This is a genomic window from uncultured Ellagibacter sp., from assembly GCF_934643285.1.
In the GTDB taxonomy this organism is placed as follows: Bacteria; Actinomycetota; Coriobacteriia; order Coriobacteriales; family Eggerthellaceae; genus Ellagibacter.
Map to the genome: position 1 here is coordinate 12,435 of NZ_CAKUBT010000020.1, position 18,408 is coordinate 30,842.

Below are 18,408 nucleotides of genomic sequence, written 5' to 3' on the forward strand. Positions count from 1 at the left end.
AAGAATCTGTCTTAATCTCCTTGACCCGCCAGGTACGCTCCGCCCTTCTTTGGCTTTATTCTCACGAAGCGCCCTCTTTCGTTACGGAACGCCTCACTCCAAATCGATGCCCTTTTTCGCGGCATAGAGATCGCTTTGCGTTAACGCTATTTTCAGCTCTGTCTTAGACATCGCCTTAAGAGTACCGTCTTCATTCTCAAAGAAAGTTAGTTTGGGTAAATCTGCCTTGTTGCTTTCAAGGTACTCGGCGAGACTGGAGAAATCGCCAATTCCTTTCGCCTTGTGCGGAGTGGTACTCACGAAAATATCCGAGTACCGAATACTGCCAATCAGCTGCCGAGGATCGAACTTTCCACTATGAACCTCGTCGTATGTTAACGCCTCAAAAGCATCACGGGGCAATCCTACCGAATTGAAAATTCCCGGCAAGTCCTTTCGCTTTACACCCGACGAAAGACCAAGGATGAGAATCTTTGCGTCATCAACAAAAGAAGGACGACTCCCCCCATCGGCAGCACTTCGTTCCCTCGCAACCTTATCGCTTATCTCTCGCGCACGATATACGCGAAGCTCGTCTTCCTGCCTCTGGAATCTTTCGTCCGCCTTAGCCGCCCGCCGCTTAGCCTCCTCCAACATCCGCTCAAGTTCGGCGATATATTCATCTTTGCGTTGATTGGAAGAGGGGGAATCTGCAGCTTCTTCCAACTCCCGCGTAGCCCGCTCGAGGGATTCGTCGCTCTCGACCTTTTCTTTCGCAAGTTGCTCAAAATTACAACGAGCTTTAGCGGCCTCCTCCGAGCGTTTTTTCGCCAAAGCCTGATACGCCTTGGGATTATCGTTGTCGTCCACCTCAATCAAATCCGACGAAAGCTCGTAAAGCACACGCGAGGGATTGTCGCTAGCGGACATCATTGTCAAAGACGTTGTCGCACGAGTCATGCCGACATAGAGCAGATGGCGATTCGTATCTTCTTGAGTAAACTCATTCGAAAAGTTGAACTTCCCCTCATCGAGATCGACCAGAATCACGTGATCGGCCTCTAGGCCTTTTAGGGAATGGAGGGTCGTCACCGTCACACCCCGAGACTTAAACCGGCCTAAAGCATCAGACTTCCAAGGGGAGCCTATAGCAATTGTGCATTTGCTATCGCCAGCGCGAAGTGCGCCGATGGTTTCTTGAATCCGATTGAGCTGAGACTGCTGTCCATTGCAGAAAATCAACCGTGGCTTTTGCCCATTGCGGCGCTTCTGGGCAGGTCGTCCCATTTCCGTATCCGATCTTATGCCAAAGTCCATAAGCGATCGGGCGGCTAGATAAATTTGCTGCGTACTCCGAAAATCCTCAGTCAGACGAATTGGCCTAACGCGTTTCCCCGTAACTTCTTGCCAAGTAAACCCACGTCCGTAAATCGACTGGTTCGTATCGCCCGTAAAAACAACTTTTCCCGAAACTGTCCCGCACAAAGCCTTAATCCACGTGATGGGAAGATCTTGAACCTCATCGATCACGAGATGCGCCGCTATCGGCTTACATTCACGGTGCTCACAATAGTTCAGAACCTGATTGCCAATATCGTCGAAGTCGAAAACCTTTTCCTTTGAGTCCTTTGACTCGGAAAGATCGGCGAGGCTTTTCATATAAGCTTTATAGATAGTGAAAACTTGTTTTCGCTGATCACTCGAGAGGCGAGTACGCCTACCAACACGCTTGACCTCAAGATATCTATTGAGGCTTCGAATGCCTTGCCCCAGAAGCCAACCAATTTCTTCGTCAAGAAAAGCCGCGTCTGCAAGACAGCCGGATAAGGATAGTTCAACCTTGTGTTTGTCGATATATCGCTTTATGAAACGAGAGCGCCGCTCCTCCCCATCAACGTAACGATATTTTTCAAACTTATTTTTCTCAAGAAACGCTTTCAAGTATGCATGAACCGTTCTTACGGCGACGTGAGCCGTCTCGCTACCGATAATATCAGGCAGCTGCCTTGAAACGTAATTAACGAGCTCTTTTGTATACGTGACAAGATAAACACGCTCATCGGCCGTATCTTCGAATAGCGTTCCTTGGGAGGCCAGCTGCTCGGCAGCTACAGCCGCCACAAGGGTCTTTCCACTACCAGCAGGTCCAGAGATTGCCGTAGGGTTCTTGATATTCCCCAAGTCCGATGCTACGTCAACCGCATGCCGTTGTTCACGCGTGAGATTCAGAGTGCCCATCGGAAATCACCTTCTTGTCTTCTACCGCAATGCTCGTTGGAGAAGGGCGCATCCCATCCAAGAAGCACATGGTATTGCGTGCAGACAGAATAGCACCTTTTCAGAAATCAACGTCGAACGGAACGCTCTGCGTCAGCCAATCCGCTTCAGCAGCAGAGCTTCATCTAGCCCAGGCGCCTCACGCGCATCTCGGGCCCGGCCGCAACAACGACGATCGCAGCGACTACCACGATGCCGACGATCGCGAAGTAGATGGCGCTCGACTACAAGTTCGCGAGAAGCTACGCCACCGAGAGCGGCATGGCCACGTTCGCGAGTTTGCCGTCGCCTTGGGAGATTCCCGCGCCGCGGAAGCGGTACTTCATCGAGAACGGATGGTGAGTTCAATCTGGCGACGGACGCGTTCAGCACGTTGAAGCCGATCGCCGTGAGGAAGTCGATCGCTATGAGGAAGCTGAGCGCCGTGATCGTCATTGCGCTGCCAGGGTCGAACGCCATGACCACCTTCGCGCTACCGACGCCAAACGCCATCGCGAGGGCCTTCTTCACGAAAATTGGGTTGCCGTGGACAAAATCGGCCGATATGCGAGCGACGCCAGGCGGCACGATGCCCGACTCGCATTCCCGCCGATTTGCGACCTGGACTTTCTCTTTCGAGCCACTCGGGAGAAACCCGCAGATAGCCGCGGCGACTCACATATCGGCGTTTTTTGTCCACGACGACCCGGAATCGAGAAAGAACGCGCATTCGGAGACCGCGCCCGACAGGCGAGCCGATATCGGGACGCCACACATTCGACAGGCCTCATCCAGCAGGCAAGCCGAAATCGGGAGGAACTCACTCGGAAAGCTTGCGACTCGGCGAGGTGCTCTTCCGCGAGAGCCCGCGAGAAGCGACGCCCGCACCTCGGCGAAGGCATCTACCCCAGGAACCACGGGAAGCGAAGCTTGCGACCAGACGAGGTGTTCGTCACAGGAACCATAAGAAGCAAAGCCTCATCTCGACGAAGGCATCTGCTGCAGGAGCCACGGGAAGCGAAGCCCTCAGCTCGGGGAAAACCGCAACTCGGGAGAGCCCGCAGCCGGGGAGACCCACAGATTGGGAAACTCGCAGCCCGGAAGCCCTCTTCCCGCGAAAGTCGCGCAGCCTCAAATATTACCCTGCGAGCCCCAGCCACGCCGCGATCTTCGGGGCGTACCCCAACACGAAGATGACGAGGATCAGCGCGGGAATCCCGTACTTCAACCACAGGCGAGCCCGCGCTGGGAAGCGCACGCCCCGACCCGCGTTGGTCTCGGCGAGGAAGTTTTCCCAGCCCCAGCCCCTGCGCGTCGTGCAGAACAGCACGAAGAACAGCGCGCCTAACGGAAGCAAGTTGTTCGACACGATGAAGTCCTCAATCGACTGGATGTCGCCGACGGCCGGAAGGGTCACGCCCGAAAGGACGTTGAACCCGAGCGCGCACGGCAGCGACAGCGCAAGCACGAGAACGCCCGTGATCGCGGCGGCACGGCGACGGGTGATGCCCCACTTGTCGATCGACCAGCTGATGAGGTTCTCGAACACGGCAATCACCGTCGAGAGTGCGGCAAAACTCATGAACACGAAGAACAGCGCGCCCCACACGTTGCCCAAAGGCATCTGCCCGAACACCATTGGCAGCGTCACGAACACAAGAGACGGCCCCTGATCAGGACTTACACCGTAGGCAAAGCACGCAGGGAAGATGATAAGGCCCGCCAAAACGGCGACGACGGTGTTGAGCGCGGTCACCGAAATCGCCTCACCGGCAAGGCTGCGCTCGCGCCCAATGTAGGACCCGAAGATTTCCATCGAAGCCATGCCGAGCGAAAGAGAGAAAAGCGCCTGCCCCATAGCAGCGAACACCGCGTCGCTGAACGTCGCCAACTGCTCCGCTGGCGTCACGCCCGCAAACAGGCGCGAGAAATCAGGCACGAGGTAGAACGCGATGCCCTCCCCCGCGCCCGGCAGCGTCACCGCACGCACGCACAACACGAGCATAACCACAAACAGCGTCGCCATCATCCACTTGGTGATGCGCTCGACGCCCTTCTGCAGGCCCATGCCGCACACAACCGCGCCGACCACGACCGCCACGACCATCCATACGATAAGCCCCACAGGGTCGGCGAGCATATCAGAGAACACGGCCGCTGTCGTCTGGACATCCGCCCCGCTGAACACGCCCGACGCCATCTTCGGCACATAGGAGAGCATCCAGCCGCACACGGTGGTGTAGAACATCATGAGCACCGTGCAGCCGATGTAGCCCCACCAGGAGAACCAGTGCCACTTACCCGAAGGCTGCAGCCTATCGAACGCCTGCGCCGCCGATTTCTGCGACGCGCGCCCGACCGCAAACTCCATCACCATGACGGGCAGCCCCAAAATCACGAGGAACACCAGGTAGATAAGGAAAAATGCCGCGCCACCGTACTGCCCCGTGATGTAGGGGAAGCGCCATACGTTCCCCAGCCCGATTGCGCACCCGGCGCTGATGAGGATGAACCCCAAACGCGATGCGAAATGCTCGCGCGAGGGCGTTGCCGCGGATGCGGCGGGTGTGTTCTGCTCTGGCATACTACTTTGTTCCCTATCTTTCCCGACGCGCCTCATGCGCGCCAGCCGCTTATTGTAGCGCAGGGACGGCGTCTAGCCCAAGCGCTTCGCGCGCGTCTCGGGCCCGACCATAGTGTAGGTGTACTGCGTGAGCGACGTGCCCATCACGGCGACGATGCCGGCGAAGAGATACAGCGCGAAATGCTCGTCGGAGCGCATCTTCTCGTGATGCTCGACGACGTCGGTCGCAGGCTCGATGCCAGCCACACCGATCACCGCGAACACAAGGCGCCACGAGTCAGTACCGAGCGGGCTCTAGATTCCCAGCAATTCGCTATGAGATCCAGTCCTTACCGCCGTGAGCACGAGAAGATCCGAATCGATGCGGTATATCAGCAGCCAGTCTGGTTCAATATGGCATTCCCTGTGGCCACGATATGTTCCCGATAAAGCATGATCCCGATTGCGCTCCGGTAAAGGCTCTCCGCTACGCAACATCGTAATGACCTCATCGATTTTGGCAAGTTCGGCTCCTTGTTTTCTCTTGCGCTTCATGTCTTTCTTGAACTGCGAGGTGAAAGCGACACCAAGCATAAGTTACTCACCAGAGTCGTCGAAAACCGCCGCCCACATTTCCTTGTTAGTTTTATAAGGCCCCGAAACGCGGCCGTTTGTCGCATCGTCCATCGCTGCAAGCGTTTCCGAGGAATACCCGTTGGGGTTCGAGGGATCGAAGGGGAAACCTCCTCGTCTGTTGAAAGCAGAAACGAACATTCGCAACGCGTTGCTCGGCGACGTTCCGATGGCGTCGCACGTTTCAACGAAGCGTCTTTTCTCCGCATCGGTTACTTTCGTAGAAAGCGGGGCACTGATAGTTGCAGAAGCCATCGTCTGCTCTCCTTTCTAATTCAAGCTTCTTTTTTAAGCTAAGAGCATTCATTGACTTCCATTGTATGCTTTTCAAAGAAAAGTCTCAAGATAGCACCCAGGACGAAAAGAAGGCCCCATATCGAGGCCTTCTCCGCAATGCGCATTCAATCCCAAGTGAGCAGTCCACAGCATGCCGCAAAGCCACCCATTTTGAGGATTGTCTCTATCCGACGTAGCCGTACAGGTTTCCTTCGCCCGCGTATTCCACTTCGCCTTCGCCGGAGACGATGCGGCCCACGCGATAGGTGGTCTCGCCCACCTTCGCGAGCGCGGCCTCCACCTCGTCCGCACGGTCGGGGTCGACGATCAAGACCATGCCGACACCCATGTTGAAGGTCTTGAGCGCCTGGCCCTCGGAGAGGTCGGCCGCCTCGCACACGTACTTCGCGATTGCGGGAACGGGCCACGTACCCAAATCGACCTGGGCGTTCACCTGCGAATTCAGCGCGCGGTTGAGGTTCTCGGTGATGCCACCGCCCGTGATGTGCGCAAGCGCGCGCACAGCCTTGGGGCACTCGGCGAGCACGGAGAGCACCTGCTTCACGTAGATGCGCGTCGGGGTGAGCAGCGCCTCGCCCACCGACTGGCCGCCGAGCGCGTCCACGGGGGCCAAAAGCTCCTCGGTGCTCTTCCCCTCCACGCACACCTTGCGCGCGAGCGAGTAGCCATTGGAGTGCAAGCCCGACGACGCAAGTCCGATGAGCACATCGCCCTCGCGCACGCTTTCGGGATCGAGCATCTTCGGACGGTCGACCACGCCCACCGTGAAGCCGGACAGGTCGTAATCGTCAGGGTCCATAACACCGGGGTGCTCAGCCATCTCGCCGCCGATGAGTGCACAGCCCGCCTGACGGCAGCCCTCTCCGATGCCCGCGACAACTTCCGCCACATGCTCGCGGCGCAGCTTGCCGATCGCGATGTAATCCAGGAAGAACAGCGGCTCGGCGCCGCAGGCGAGGATGTCGTTCACGCACATGGCGACAAGGTCGATGCCCACCATGCCATGCTTGCCGACGAGCTGGGCCACCTTGAGCTTGGTGCCCACGCCGTCGGTGCCCGACACGAGCAGCGGGTCTTCCATTCCCTTCGCCGCCGCGATGGAGAACAGGCCGCCGAAGCCGCCGATGTCGCCCACGACCTCGGGGCGGTAGGTTGAATGCACGGTTTCCTTGATCGCATCGACCGCTCGCGCGCCCTCGGCCGTATCAACGCCCGCCGCCGCGTAGGTGATTTCCTCGCTCACTTTTCGCTCCTTCTCGTAACGTTCCCATCCTGCAAGTAATTACAGGGTGACCTGGGTTTTCTCAGCTTTCTCACTCTCGCGCGCGTATTCTGCGGCGAAATCCGCCTTGGTCATGAAGCTCTTCTTGGCCGTGGAGGGCGGAATCTCCACGGGGTAGTCGCCCGAGAAACACGCCTCGCAAAAGCCGGGTTCGCGCACGTCGGGAAGCGACTCGCGCAGACCGGGCAGGCTGATGAACGCGAGCGAGTCGGCGCCCATCCACTCGCACATCTCCTCGTTAGTCATGTTCGCGGCGATGAGCTGGTCGCGCGTGTCGGTGTCGATGCCGTAGAAGCACGGCCAGAGCACCTCGGGGCTCACGATGCGCATGTGGACCTCGGTGGCGCCCGCCTGGCGCAGCATCTCGATGAGCTTTTTGGAGGTGTTGCCGCGCACGATGGAATCGTCGATCACGACGAGGCGCTTGCCCGAGATGACACTCGGCAGCGGGTTCAGCTTCAAGCGAATGCCCAGCTGGCGCATAGCCTGCGTCGGCTGGATGAACGTGCGACCCACGTAGCGGTTCTTCACGATGCCGTCGGCGTAGGGGATGCCGCTTTCGAAGGCGAAGCCCATGGCCGAGGGGATTCCCGAGTCGGGCACGCCGAGCACCAGATCAGCGTCGGCTGGCGCCTCGCGCGCCAAGATGCGGCCCATGTTGCGCCTGGCCTGGTAGACCGACTGACCGTCCATCACCGAGTCAGGGCGGGCGAAGTACACGTACTCGAAGATGCAGCTCGCGCGGCGGCCGGCGGGCACACCCTGCTCGGAGGTGACGCCGTCTTTGCTGAAACGCACGATCTCGCCCGGTTTCACATCGCGCACGTATTCCGCGCCCACGATATCAAGGCCGCAAGTCTCGGAAGAAACGACCCAGCCGCGGTCGTCGGGGAGCTTGCCCATGCACAGCGGGCGGATGCCATTCGGGTCACGGAACGCGTAGAGGCAGTCGGGGCTTGCGAGCACCATGGCGTAGGCGCCCTTCAGGTGCTCCATGGCAAAGCGGATGCCCTCGCGCAGGTGGTGCGTCTTTTTGGTGATGTCGCCGATCGCCTTCGCGGCCACCTCGGAGTCGGTGCCAGCGCGAAGCTGTATGCCCTCGTCAATCAGGCGGGCGCGCAAGCTGTTCGTGTTCACGAGCGTGCCATTGTGGGCAAGGGCGATGAGCGTCTCGTCGATCGCCGAGATGTGGGGCTGGGCGGCTTCCCACGACGCCGCGGCGCCGGAGGTGGAGTAGCGCGCGTGGCCGACTGCCACAAAGCCGGTGAGCGCAGCGAGACTTGCCTCGTCGAACACCTGCGTGACCAGGCCCAAGTCCTTGGAAGCCATGATGGTCTCGCCATCCCCCACGGCGATTCCCGCGCTTTCCTGCCCGCGGTGCTGAAGCGCCTGCAGGCCGAAGCACGTCATACGCGCGACGTCCTCACCAGGGGCGAAGACGCCGAACACGGCACATTCCTCTTCGAGGCGGTCGGGGCGTTCGCCCGGCAGTATCGAAGTGCTCATGAAACGATCTCCTTTGCTGCATCGTCTATTGTCGCGGCCGCGTTGGGATCGACCATGCTCGTCCCGTCGCTGCCGCCGTTTGCGTTGTTCGCATTGCTTGCGTTGTTCGTATTGTTCGCAGCCGAACCTTCAGGCACCGTACCAGAAGAATTGACGGCGGCGTATTCAACCGGCACGCAGCACAGGACATAACGCGCGTCTGTGTTGCTATCGCAGGTAGAGAACATGAAGAGGCGGGGAATGGCCGACGCGTCGGGAGCCGCCGGGTCGCACTCGACGATGCTGCGGCTGATCTTGTCGGCAACGTAGGAGGTGAAGGCGGCATCGCTTTCGAACTTCGTCTGCACGATCGACTCCGATCCGCTGCAGTGGACAAGCGACACCGACTGCAAGCGCCATGAGCCCTTCGGGGTGAGCAGGTACACCGTGCGATGCTCGTTGAACTGCTCGGCGTCGGCGAAATCGGCGATCGCGGCGAACATTTCCCCATTCTGCAGGTGATGGCCCTGCAGGATATTGTTCTTGTCCGAAAAATCGGCGGCATTCGACGCGAGCAGGTACGGCGTGCCGTAGGTAGGCAGCCACCATCCGCCCGAATTGCCCTGGAAATCGACGGTGAGATACTTGTCGGGGTTCGACTCGGGCGCGTGGACGATGGGGTAATTCACGTTCGTGCCCGGGATGAAGATCCACCCGACCGTGTCGGGGTTGATCGCGAGAAGGGCATCCCAATCGACAGTGAGGTCGGCAAGCGATATGCCAGACGCGTCGGAGAGCGCGGAGTCGGAAAGGAACGCCTTATCGGCCACGTCGTCATAGGATTTCTGGCCCTCGTGATAAGTGAGCAGGATACTCCCCAAGGCGAATGCAGCCGCAAGGAACACCACGATGGCCACGATGAGAATCGCGGTCCAAAGACCGAAACGCCGCTTCCGCGCAGGAGCAACCGCGCGTGCAGGAGCGGTCGCACGCATATGCGCGCCCCCGTTGAACTGCGCTTCCCCTCGCCCTCGACGATTCGTGGACATACTCGCCTTTCCGTGGGATTCCCCACTGCGGAGCCCGCGCCCCACAATCCGTGCTTTCGCTGAAACCTCACTATAATAAGCGACGCCCCCGAGTGGGGGCGCCACAGGTGCTCGCATACGCAAATTTCATCGGCAAGCGCGCCCTGCGAAGAGGGAGCGCCTCGGTCGCCGCACGCCGAACGGGTTCGGGGCAACGCGGTGTGGCCGACGGCCAGCCCGCCTCGCAGGCGCGATGCGACCGACAATCGGCGGCCCACTCGCCCCCCCTGCGTGCGGGCGCGGTTGCGGCTCGAACGCCAATGCTGTCGACGCCCCGCCGGGCCGCTCGCCAACGCGATGCGGCTACTTCTTCTTGAGCTCGTCGATGAAGCCCTTCGCGATGCACGCGACGATGATGATGACGATGACGGCAACGATGCCGGCGATAATCCCCGGATTGTCGGGAATGAAGCTCAAATCCATGACGGCCCCTCTTTCAAACGCGACGCAAATGCGTCTATCGGTCAAAGTCAATCTAAACGGTATCCATAGTAACGCCATCCCCTCCTTCACGCAAGCTCCACAATTGGCGAAACGAGTTCTGTAAACAATAATTTACGCAGGTGAAAGCGTTGTTTAACAGTTTGATGCCAATCCCCAAGATGAGAAAGCCAGTCTTTCGGCAATCGGGCGCGAACTCGCCTTTCCCGCCGCTTATCGGCGCAACCGATAAGCGGTTATCGACGTTTCAGCAGGTCAACAGAAATTATTCCGATTTTCCCCGAAAACCTATTGACCAAGTGGGCGTTGCCACGTATAACTACGACCGTTATATGAATAAGCGAATATTATCGCAATCGTTTAAGGAGATAACCACATGTCAGAAAAAGAGAACGCCTACTCGTTCGAGACCCTGCAGATTCACGCCGGCCAGGAAAACCCCGACCCCGCCACCGATGCGCGCGCTGTGCCGATCTACCTGACGTCTTCCTTCGTGTTCAAGGACGCCGCGACCGCAGCCGGGCGCTTCGGCCTCACCGAGCCGGGCAACATCTATTCCCGCCTGACCAACCCCACCGTCTCCATCTTTGAAGAGCGCATCGCCGCACTTGAAGGCGGCGTCGGGGCGCTCGGCGTCGCCACCGGCTCGGCTGCCATCACTATCGCGGTGCAGAACATCGCCACGGTTGGCGATCACATCGTCTCCTCCACCAACCTTTACGGCGGCACGCTTAATCTGTTCGAGCACACCCTTTCCGAACAGGGGCTTTCCACCACATTCGTGAATCCTGCCGACCTTGACGCCGTCGAAACGGCCATCCAGGACAACACCAAGCTCCTCTACGCGGAGACGCTCGGCAACCCGAACTCCGACGTGCTCGACATCGAAGGCTGGGCCGCCATCGCGCACAAGCACAACCTCCCGCTCGTCGTGGACGACACCTTCTCGACCCCCTACCTGCTGAGCCCGATCGAGCACGGCGCCGACGTGGTGGTCGCGTCCGCCACGAAGTTCATCGGCGGACACGGCACGGCGATGGGCGGCGTGATCGTCGACGCGGGCAAGTTCGACTGGGCGGGCAACGCCGACAAGTTCCCCGGCGTCGCGAAGCCGAACCCGAGCTACCACGGCGTCGTGTTCACCGAAGCCGCAGGTGAGGCTGCGTACATCACCAAGGCGCGCGCCACGCTCCTGCGCGACCAGGGCGCAACGCTGTCCCCCTTCAACGCGTTTATCCTGCTCCAGGGCTTGGAGACGCTCTCGCTGCGCGTCGAGCGCCATGTTGAGAACGCGCTCAAGGTCGTCGACTTCCTGAACAGCCACCCGCAGGTCAAGCGCGTGAACCACCCGTCGCTTTCGACTGGCCGCGCGAAGGAGCTCTACGACGAGTACTATCCCAACGGGGCCGCTTCCATCTTCACGTTCGAAATCAAGGGCACGGCCGAGACCGCCTGCAAGTTCACCGAGAGCCTGGAGCTGTTCAGCCTGCTCGCGAACGTGGCGGACGTGAAGAGCCTCGTCATCCACCCGGCGTCGACCACCCACTCGCAGCTGACCGACAAGGAGCTTGAGGCTGCGGGCATCTCCCCCACGACGATTCGCCTGTCTATCGGCACCGAGAACATCAAGGACATCTTGGCCGACCTTGAGCAGGGCTTTGACGCGGTGAAGTAGTCGCACGGCAGTTTGGATCCTAATGAACGAGGGGCCGCCCGCGATTTGCGAGCGGCCCCTCGTGTTCTCCGCGTGCACGCCTCGGGTCGCGCCCTCTCGCGCGCCCCCTACCCGCGCGCCCCTTTAGCGGTTGTCCACCTTCTCGGGGTAAAGGTCGTGGTGAGACAGGCGCTCCCAGGCCACGTCCTCCCAGCGCGTGCCCGGCTTCCCGTAGTTGCAATACGGGTCGATCGAGATGCCTCCGCGCGGCAGGAACTTGCCCCAGACCTCGATGTACTTCGGATCCATCAGCTTGATGAGATCCTTCATGATGACGTTCACGCAGTCCTCGTGGAAATCCCCATGGTTGCGGAAGCTGAACAGGTACAGCTTCAGGCTCTTGCTCTCGACCATGCGCTCGCCCGGCACGTAAGCGATATAGATCGTGGCGAAGTCGGGCTGCCCCGTGATCGGGCACAGGCTGGTGAACTCGGGGCAGTTGAACTTCACGAAGTAGTCATTGCCCGGATGTTTGTTCTCGAACGTCTCGAGGACACTTGGGTCGTAGGTCTGCGGGTAGCGCACTCCCTGGTTGCCCAAAAGCGACAGGTCGTCGGTCCCCTCGCGCTGCGGTTTCTCGTTCACCGTGTTCGTCGCGTCCATCGCACCCGCCATGTTCGCCATGCTATTCCTCCCCTTCCGCGTTTGCTGCCGCCCGCTCGGCGTCGAGCCTGTCGAGCAGCGGATCGCGCATCCCGTTCGCCTCGAACGCGCGATTGCGATCGATGCACGTCCCGCACGCGCCGCACGGATAGTCGCCGCCCTCGTAGCAGCTCCAGGTGAGCTCGTAGGGAACGCCCAGCTCAATGCCGCGCGCGACGATATCAGCCTTCGACATTTCCACGAACGGCGCGCAAAGATGCAGCTCGCCGCCCGTTCCTTCCTTAATTGCGCGGTTCATCGCGTCGACGAACTCGCGCGAGCAGTCGGGATAGGCGTTGCCCGCCCAGTCGTCGTGGTGCGCGCCGTAGTAAATCGCGCTGCATCCGAGCGAGAGCGCCATCGAAGCCGCCGCCGAGAGGAAGAGCCCGTTGCGGAAGGGGACGTAGGTGCTCACCGGCTTGCCATCGCTTTCGGCGAGCTGGTCGGCATAGCTTTCCTCGGGGATGTCCTGTGAGGAATGCGAGAGCAGGCTGCAATCGCTGTCGGCGAAGATGGCTCCCAAATCGAGGAAGCGCTGCTCCACGCCGTAATGCGCGGCGACCGCCTTCGCGCTCTCGATTTCCTTGTTATGGCGCTGACCATAGGAAATGGAAAGCGCGTACACATTCTTGGCGCCGTAGCGCGAAACCGCCATGGCGAGCAACGTGGTCGAATCCACGCCGCCCGAGCACAAAACGAGCGCCTTCTCTTCGATAGTTGCCACGAGGTTACACTCCCTTCTCGACACCCGGCCAGATGATCTTGTGCAGCTGCAGCTGCGCGGTGGCCCAGGTGAGGTTGTTCTCTTGCATGAAATCCACGATGCGCGCAGGGTCGAGGCGTCCGAACACGGGGCTCAAATACACCGGCACGCGATTGGGAAGGCCCAGCTCGCGCGACACTTCCAGCATGCGGGCCAGATCACCTTCCCCGCCGCAGACGAACTTCACGGTGTCGCGCGCGTCAAGGAGCGCGAAGTTCTCGCGCAGCATGCGATCTTCCATGCCGCTTGCGGGGAGCTTCCAGTCGACCGTGAACGTGAGGCTGCCGGGAAGCGACGCGCACGCCTCGCGCAGCTGTGCGAGTTCGCGCAGGTCAGCGGCACCATTCGTCTCGATTTCCACCCGAAGCCCGCGCCCGAGGGGGCCGGGCTCGGCAAGCAGCGCGCGCACGAGGCAGGGGAGCTCAGGCTGCAGCGCGGGTTCGCCGCCCGTGAGGGTTATGCATTCCACTCGCGTCTCGCGCGTCCACGCGACGAGGTCCGCGACTGGCACGCGCTCGGCGCGATCCGCGGCAACGGGCGCGTTTGCCCACATGGTGTCGCAGTACGAACACGCCAAGTTGCACCCCGTAAAGCGGATGAAGGCGGCGAGCTTGCCCGCGGCGCGCCCCTCCCCGTTCACGCTGACAAAGCGCTCGGCAACGGGAAGCATGCGACTCGCTGCCGGTTCGGAGAATGCGGGCGCAGCCGACCCACGTGCGAAATCGCGCCCCGGCACGCCCGCAGCCTGCGAGCCCGCGCTATCCCGACTACTAGCCACGGTAGATCGCGCAGTTGTTGGGGGTCTCGTACACGTCGACCTGCGACACGGGGAATCCCGCGTCCGCCAGTTTTCCGTAAAAATAGCGGGCGAGATTTTCCGCCGTCGTGCGGAAGGGCACGACCGAAAGCGAGAAGCCCTCGCGCTCGAGGCACGCGAGCGTGTCGGGGGCAAGCGACCCCTCTTCCACCACAAACGAGTGGTCGAAGGCTTCGGTCAAGTCGCGCAGAGCGCCCTTGAAGTCGGCAAAGTCGATCACCATGTCTTTGTGAGTTCCCTGCGTCTGGAGCTCTTCCTGCTCCAAATAGGCAACCACGCGCCAGCGGTGGCCGTGGAGATTCTCGCATTTGCCGTGATAGTCGGTGAGGAAATGAGCGGCATCGAAGCTGCTCTCGGTTTTAAGCCCGTACATCGGCGTACCTTTCACGCAAGTGAAAACCACCGTGGGGAAACCTAGGTGCAGGAACGGCGACGGCGAGCAAGCGGAGCATCGCACGAGCAAGCCACAAGCGCGAGCCGCTTGGCCAGCGCAGATTCATGCGAATCGCAGCCGCCCACCTGGGACAACCGCAGCCCGCAAGACACCGCACGAGCAAGATACGCATCTCACGCGATACGACATGGGCTGCGCGAGGACAAGCATCGCATCGCGCGAGCGGTACACGCCACAAGCACGATCGACGCGACTCGCGCCCAACACCTGACACGCACGGGCAACACGCCATTGCGCGACTTGCACCCGACACCCCGAGCGCACGAGCTCCCAGCTTCAAACGCTCATTCCTGCATAACGCGCCGGACGCTCTGGCATAACTCGCCAGCAGCATTCGACGCTCCCTAGTTTTGTTTACCGACAGGAGGTTTTCGAACTGTCCATAGTGGCAAGCAGTATAGCGCATGCACACGAAGAGGCAGACCGCAGGCTGACGATTCCACACAAGCATACGACCTGGGCAAAGTCTGACGCCCGCGATGCACAACAACGCGCAATCCGGCAACCATCATCACAAGCGGGAAACGAGAAGGCAACGCGCTCCTCGCCTTGCCAATAAAAGAAAGCACTTCGCTCATCTCGCAGACTCCAAAATCGCAAGCCACCCGGTCGCAACTCGAATAACAGTACGCGCGCAACGGCACGCGCACGACAGCGAGCGGGATGAGCCCAGCTCAAGCGGCCGAGGAGATGCTGGCGAGAGGCTCACACAGACGGTTCCGCTTCGAAAAACTACACCTTCGAGCGTCTTCACCCCGCCTTTGCCACAACGCTCCGCGCAGCCGGTGATCGCTTCGTAAAAAATGCACTCCGAAGAGCCAATTCTGGCACAAAAACCGAGGTATCCCACAAAGGAAGGCTGAGCTGGAAACGGTTCCAGATCACGAGAGCCTGTGACCAGGGGTTTCTTTTTGAGTCACTTTCCCAATCCGAAACAGTTTTCCAAACGAGAGCAATTTCCGTGGGACGTCTCGGTTTTTGTGCCAGAATTTCCCCCTCGACGTCCACGTTTTTCGAGATTCCTCGGCTTTCACACCGCAACAACCCCAAAAGCTGTGTTATCCACAAGCTCGCCGCACTCAAATAAGCGGCAAGTACCGCCAGCGAAAAGGACATCCGGAAAAGACAGGGTCCAAAAACGACCTCTATACCCATAAGCGCGCGGTGCTTCCTCAACGCGCGAACGCAAACAACCGAACGCTATCGTCGATGCGGCAGCACGCACTCCCGCAACGCGAAATGCGCTCTCGTAAAACCAGGGTCGCGATAGCGAAGCCGCTTTCCCGTCGCGCGGGCAATCTGGCGCACAAGTCGATTGAACGCGGCAGGATCGGCGACTTGCGCCCACGATACCGTGATTGATCGATAGCCGAGAAGGATGAGCATGGCGTTCCTGCGTCGCGCGTCCTTGTCGATAGCAGCAGCGTCGGAATGCCACGTGTTGCTATCGTATTCGCACGTCAAACGCAACGCTGGCCAGCACATATCGAAAACGAGAATCGATCGACCCGCCTCAGCGCGCAAGCTAGCGGGAACCTCCACCCGATAGTTTAGCTGCGGCCGGCTGATTCCGTATCCACCAAGCGCGTAAGGAAGGCACAAAAGCATCGCGAACGCCGTTTCCATGGGAGAAGCCGACCCGTTGATAAGGTAGCGAACGGCTCGCTTCGCCTTATCGAGTCCGCGCAAACCCTGAGCCGTCTCGAGAAACCGGCCAAGCTGCGCGACAGTGGTGAGCGGCTCCTCGGCGACGGAAAACCCTTCGTCACGCATTACGTATGTTCCGCACAGCTCGAATCCAAGCTGTATCAACCCGACGATACTGAGAGTAGACGCCATTTGGAGAAAGCAGAACTCGGGCGAGCTTACGACCACGTTCTTCGAGCATGCGCAAAACGAGTTATTGGGAACAGGCAGGCTCCACACGTGCGACGCAAGCCGCGCCGTTCTGGCGCGAATCCCCTTCGAACCAACGAGTATGTCGACAGCCCCGGATTCGAATTCGATTAGCAAGGAGGTAGGGATCTCAACCTTTTTACACCTCGAAAGAGCAATGCGCGCACGCTGCGTCGGCGCTCGCCGAGGCGAGGCGAGCGCTTCACTTCGGCGTGCGCTGCTTCGCCAAAAACGAAGTGCGGTGGTATGGCTGAGCAAAATGGTCATGCAAGCATGGTAGCAACGCATTCTTGCCGAACCATTGCCAAAAGCTTGCCGATTTCCCCTTCGGAAGATGCACCACTCGCCTTGATTTCCCCGAGGTAATCTGCAAGTTTTCTTTGCGAATGCTGCGCACAATCATCGTTTCCTGGCAGAAACCTGGCAGAAGTCTGGCAGACAAGCGAACAGGCGCCGCTTGACACCCCCGATAACGGCAAGCTACGTCCATAGCTCCCCTACAAGCCCAGCAGCGCCCATCCCCCCACAGACGCGTTGCCCTGCAAGAACGGCTCTCGAGAACGCCCTCTTCAATGGACGGCAATCACATCTCCCAACGCCACCCGCTATGCCCTGCAATTTCAACGACTGCCAACACCGCCCGCAACATCCAACAATCCTGACGACCACCGACGCCACCCGCAACATCCAACAATCTCAAGAACGACCAGCACTGCATGGCTGCTCTTGGCAACAGATTCGTTTCAAACGGACGATTTCACCTTCAGCGCCGCTACCCTCTTAGCAAGAAGCCGAGCGAAGGAGCCGAAATGCCTGAGAACGCAACAGCAAACGCAACAACCGCGGAAAGTCAGGTCGTGATTCCCGAAGTCCTCCCCATGGAAGGCAAGGCAACGTTCGCGAAGAAGGCGAAAGGCATTGCGCAGGTCGCGGCAGGAAGCGCGCTTACGGCGGCGGGAATTCCCATGCTCGTGCTCCCTGGGCCGGGTGTTGCGGCAATCGTCGGCGGAGCAGCACTTGTGAGCAGGGGAAATAGAAACTACACAGGCCGCACGGCAACCCCTTTGGAAGAGCGCCTCGACGAGGCAGCCTCCAAGGCGGCAGACCTCGCCGCAGACACCGCAATGCGAACAGCGGGCAAAGCAGGCGAGAAGGCGAAGGACGCCGCCCTCAAAACGGGAGCCATAGCGCGAGAAGCGGCCGAGATGGCAGCGACAAGCGCTCCCGAGGTCGCAAAAGGCTTCACGAGAGGGGCCGCCACAGCCGCCCACGTCACGTGCGCTGCTGCAAAAAACGTTGTTCGCGAAGCGAAGCCCCTGTTCGCAAGTGCAAAAAGGGCTGCAGGATCGGCCATCTCATCAGCAAAGCAGACAGCTCAAGACGCCGCGAAGAAAAACAAGTAACCCGGACCGGGGACCGAACGAGATCCTTCGAGCAATGACGACGCAACGAGTCCAGGAGGCGGAATCGGGCGCATCAGAAAGCCGCAGCAAGGAAATGCACTGGCGCGTCGTATGTAATGAGCAATTGCCAAACCGCCGAGCCGGCATCGAGTTAGACACGTTCCATCCAACAGGGAACAGCAAAGACAGATTGAGCCGAGAACGTTCCCGCGCTTAGCGTTCGCACTTGGCCTTCGCTCCCGGCGTTCGCACCTGTCGTTCTCGCTTGGCGTTCGTACCTGGCGTTCTCGCTTGGCCTTCGTGCCCAGCCTTCGCGCCCGACGCATGACCCCAAACCCTTGGCCTCTAGCCTTTCGTTGCCTATTGGGAATGCCCTACCATATAAAAAAGTTCACTCATTTGAACGGATTTTGGCACAAAAACCGAGGTGTCCCACAAGAGAAGATCGAGCTGGGAGCAATCTCAAATCTTACGAGCCTGTGACCTGGTGTTTCATTTTGAAGCACGACGCCGAGTCGTGACCGTCTCCCAAACTCCAGCTGTTTCCGTGGGATACCTCGGCTTTTGTGCCAGAATCTTCCCTTTTCACTGCACTTTTTAGCATTGAAGCGGTACTGAGTCGGGTCGGGTCGGGTCGGGTCGGGTCGGGTCGGGTCGGGTCGGGTCGGGTCGGGTCGGGTCGGGTCGGGTCGGGT

Annotated in this window: 15 protein-coding genes; 2 read left to right on the forward strand and 13 right to left on the reverse strand. The window is 59.8% G+C overall.

Going from position 1 to position 18,408, the window contains the following annotated elements; translation table 11 throughout:
* Window positions 1-93: 93 nt before the first annotated feature.
* From Q0I65_RS08045 to Q0I65_RS08075, 8 genes are all read right to left on the reverse strand, one after another.
* The gene (locus tag Q0I65_RS08045; RefSeq protein WP_296062166.1) at window positions 94-2,217 is read right to left on the reverse strand and encodes a UvrD-helicase domain-containing protein; all 2,124 of its coding nucleotides are present in this window, start codon (window positions 2,215-2,217) and stop codon (window positions 94-96) included.
* A 1,156-nt stretch (window positions 2,218-3,373) separates the two neighbouring features.
* A complete protein-coding gene (locus Q0I65_RS08050) occupies window positions 3,374-4,819 on the reverse strand; it encodes a sodium-dependent transporter (protein WP_296062168.1) in 1,446 nt (481 codons plus the stop codon).
* Window positions 4,820-4,891: 72 nt separating this feature from the next.
* The gene (locus Q0I65_RS08055) at window positions 4,892-5,083 is read right to left on the reverse strand and encodes a hypothetical protein (RefSeq protein WP_296062171.1); all 192 of its coding nucleotides are present in this window, start codon (window positions 5,081-5,083) and stop codon (window positions 4,892-4,894) included.
* Window positions 5,084-5,113: 30 nt separating this feature from the next.
* The gene (locus Q0I65_RS08060; protein WP_296062173.1) at window positions 5,114-5,392 is read right to left on the reverse strand and encodes a type II toxin-antitoxin system YafQ family toxin; all 279 of its coding nucleotides are present in this window, start codon (window positions 5,390-5,392) and stop codon (window positions 5,114-5,116) included.
* A gap of 3 nt (window positions 5,393-5,395) precedes the next feature.
* Window positions 5,396-5,686, reverse strand: coding sequence for a type II toxin-antitoxin system RelB/DinJ family antitoxin (locus tag Q0I65_RS09705; protein WP_366513243.1), 291 nt, complete (start codon window positions 5,684-5,686; stop codon window positions 5,396-5,398).
* Window positions 5,687-5,891: 205 nt separating this feature from the next.
* The gene (purM, locus tag Q0I65_RS08065) at window positions 5,892-6,971 is read right to left on the reverse strand and encodes a phosphoribosylformylglycinamidine cyclo-ligase (RefSeq protein WP_296062176.1); all 1,080 of its coding nucleotides are present in this window, start codon (window positions 6,969-6,971) and stop codon (window positions 5,892-5,894) included.
* 39 nt (window positions 6,972-7,010) lie between these two features.
* Complete coding sequence (gene purF, locus Q0I65_RS08070) at window positions 7,011-8,516, reverse strand: amidophosphoribosyltransferase (RefSeq protein WP_296062178.1); 1,506 nt, start codon at window positions 8,514-8,516, stop codon at window positions 7,011-7,013.
* Window positions 8,513-9,544: a class B sortase gene (locus Q0I65_RS08075; RefSeq protein ID WP_296062181.1), complete on the reverse strand. Its 1,032-nt coding sequence runs from the start codon at window positions 9,542-9,544 to the stop codon at window positions 8,513-8,515. Before Q0I65_RS08075 ends, purF begins: the two co-directional genes overlap by 4 nt.
* A gap of 856 nt (window positions 9,545-10,400) precedes the next feature.
* Between Q0I65_RS08075 and Q0I65_RS08080 the strand changes: the two genes are divergently transcribed.
* On the forward strand, window positions 10,401-11,699 hold the full coding sequence (locus Q0I65_RS08080; protein ID WP_296062182.1) for an O-acetylhomoserine aminocarboxypropyltransferase/cysteine synthase family protein: 1,299 nt from the start codon (window positions 10,401-10,403) through the stop codon (window positions 11,697-11,699).
* A gap of 123 nt (window positions 11,700-11,822) precedes the next feature.
* Here the strand turns inward: Q0I65_RS08080 and queF are convergent, their stop codons facing one another.
* The 5 genes from queF to Q0I65_RS08105 form a co-directional block, all read right to left on the reverse strand.
* Window positions 11,823-12,341, reverse strand: a complete 519-nt coding sequence (queF, locus tag Q0I65_RS08085) for a preQ(1) synthase (RefSeq protein ID WP_366513245.1) — start codon at window positions 12,339-12,341, stop codon at window positions 11,823-11,825.
* 22 nt (window positions 12,342-12,363) lie between these two features.
* Window positions 12,364-13,104, reverse strand: coding sequence for a 7-cyano-7-deazaguanine synthase QueC (gene queC, locus Q0I65_RS08090; RefSeq protein WP_296062188.1), 741 nt, complete (start codon window positions 13,102-13,104; stop codon window positions 12,364-12,366).
* Window positions 13,105-13,108: 4 nt separating this feature from the next.
* Complete coding sequence (locus Q0I65_RS08095) at window positions 13,109-13,921, reverse strand: radical SAM protein (protein WP_296062190.1); 813 nt, start codon at window positions 13,919-13,921, stop codon at window positions 13,109-13,111.
* On the reverse strand, window positions 13,914-14,333 hold the full coding sequence (locus tag Q0I65_RS08100; RefSeq protein ID WP_296062193.1) for a 6-carboxytetrahydropterin synthase: 420 nt from the start codon (window positions 14,331-14,333) through the stop codon (window positions 13,914-13,916). The genes Q0I65_RS08095 and Q0I65_RS08100 overlap by 8 nt, the downstream gene beginning before the upstream one ends.
* 1,281 nt (window positions 14,334-15,614) lie before the next feature.
* Window positions 15,615-16,187: a hypothetical protein gene (locus Q0I65_RS08105; protein ID WP_296062195.1), complete on the reverse strand. Its 573-nt coding sequence runs from the start codon at window positions 16,185-16,187 to the stop codon at window positions 15,615-15,617.
* A 932-nt stretch (window positions 16,188-17,119) separates the two neighbouring features.
* On the opposite strand from Q0I65_RS08105, the gene Q0I65_RS08110 reads away from it, so the two are divergent.
* On the forward strand, window positions 17,120-17,713 hold the full coding sequence (locus tag Q0I65_RS08110) for a hypothetical protein (protein ID WP_296062198.1): 594 nt from the start codon (window positions 17,120-17,122) through the stop codon (window positions 17,711-17,713).
* The last annotated feature ends 695 nt before the right edge of the window (window positions 17,714-18,408 follow it).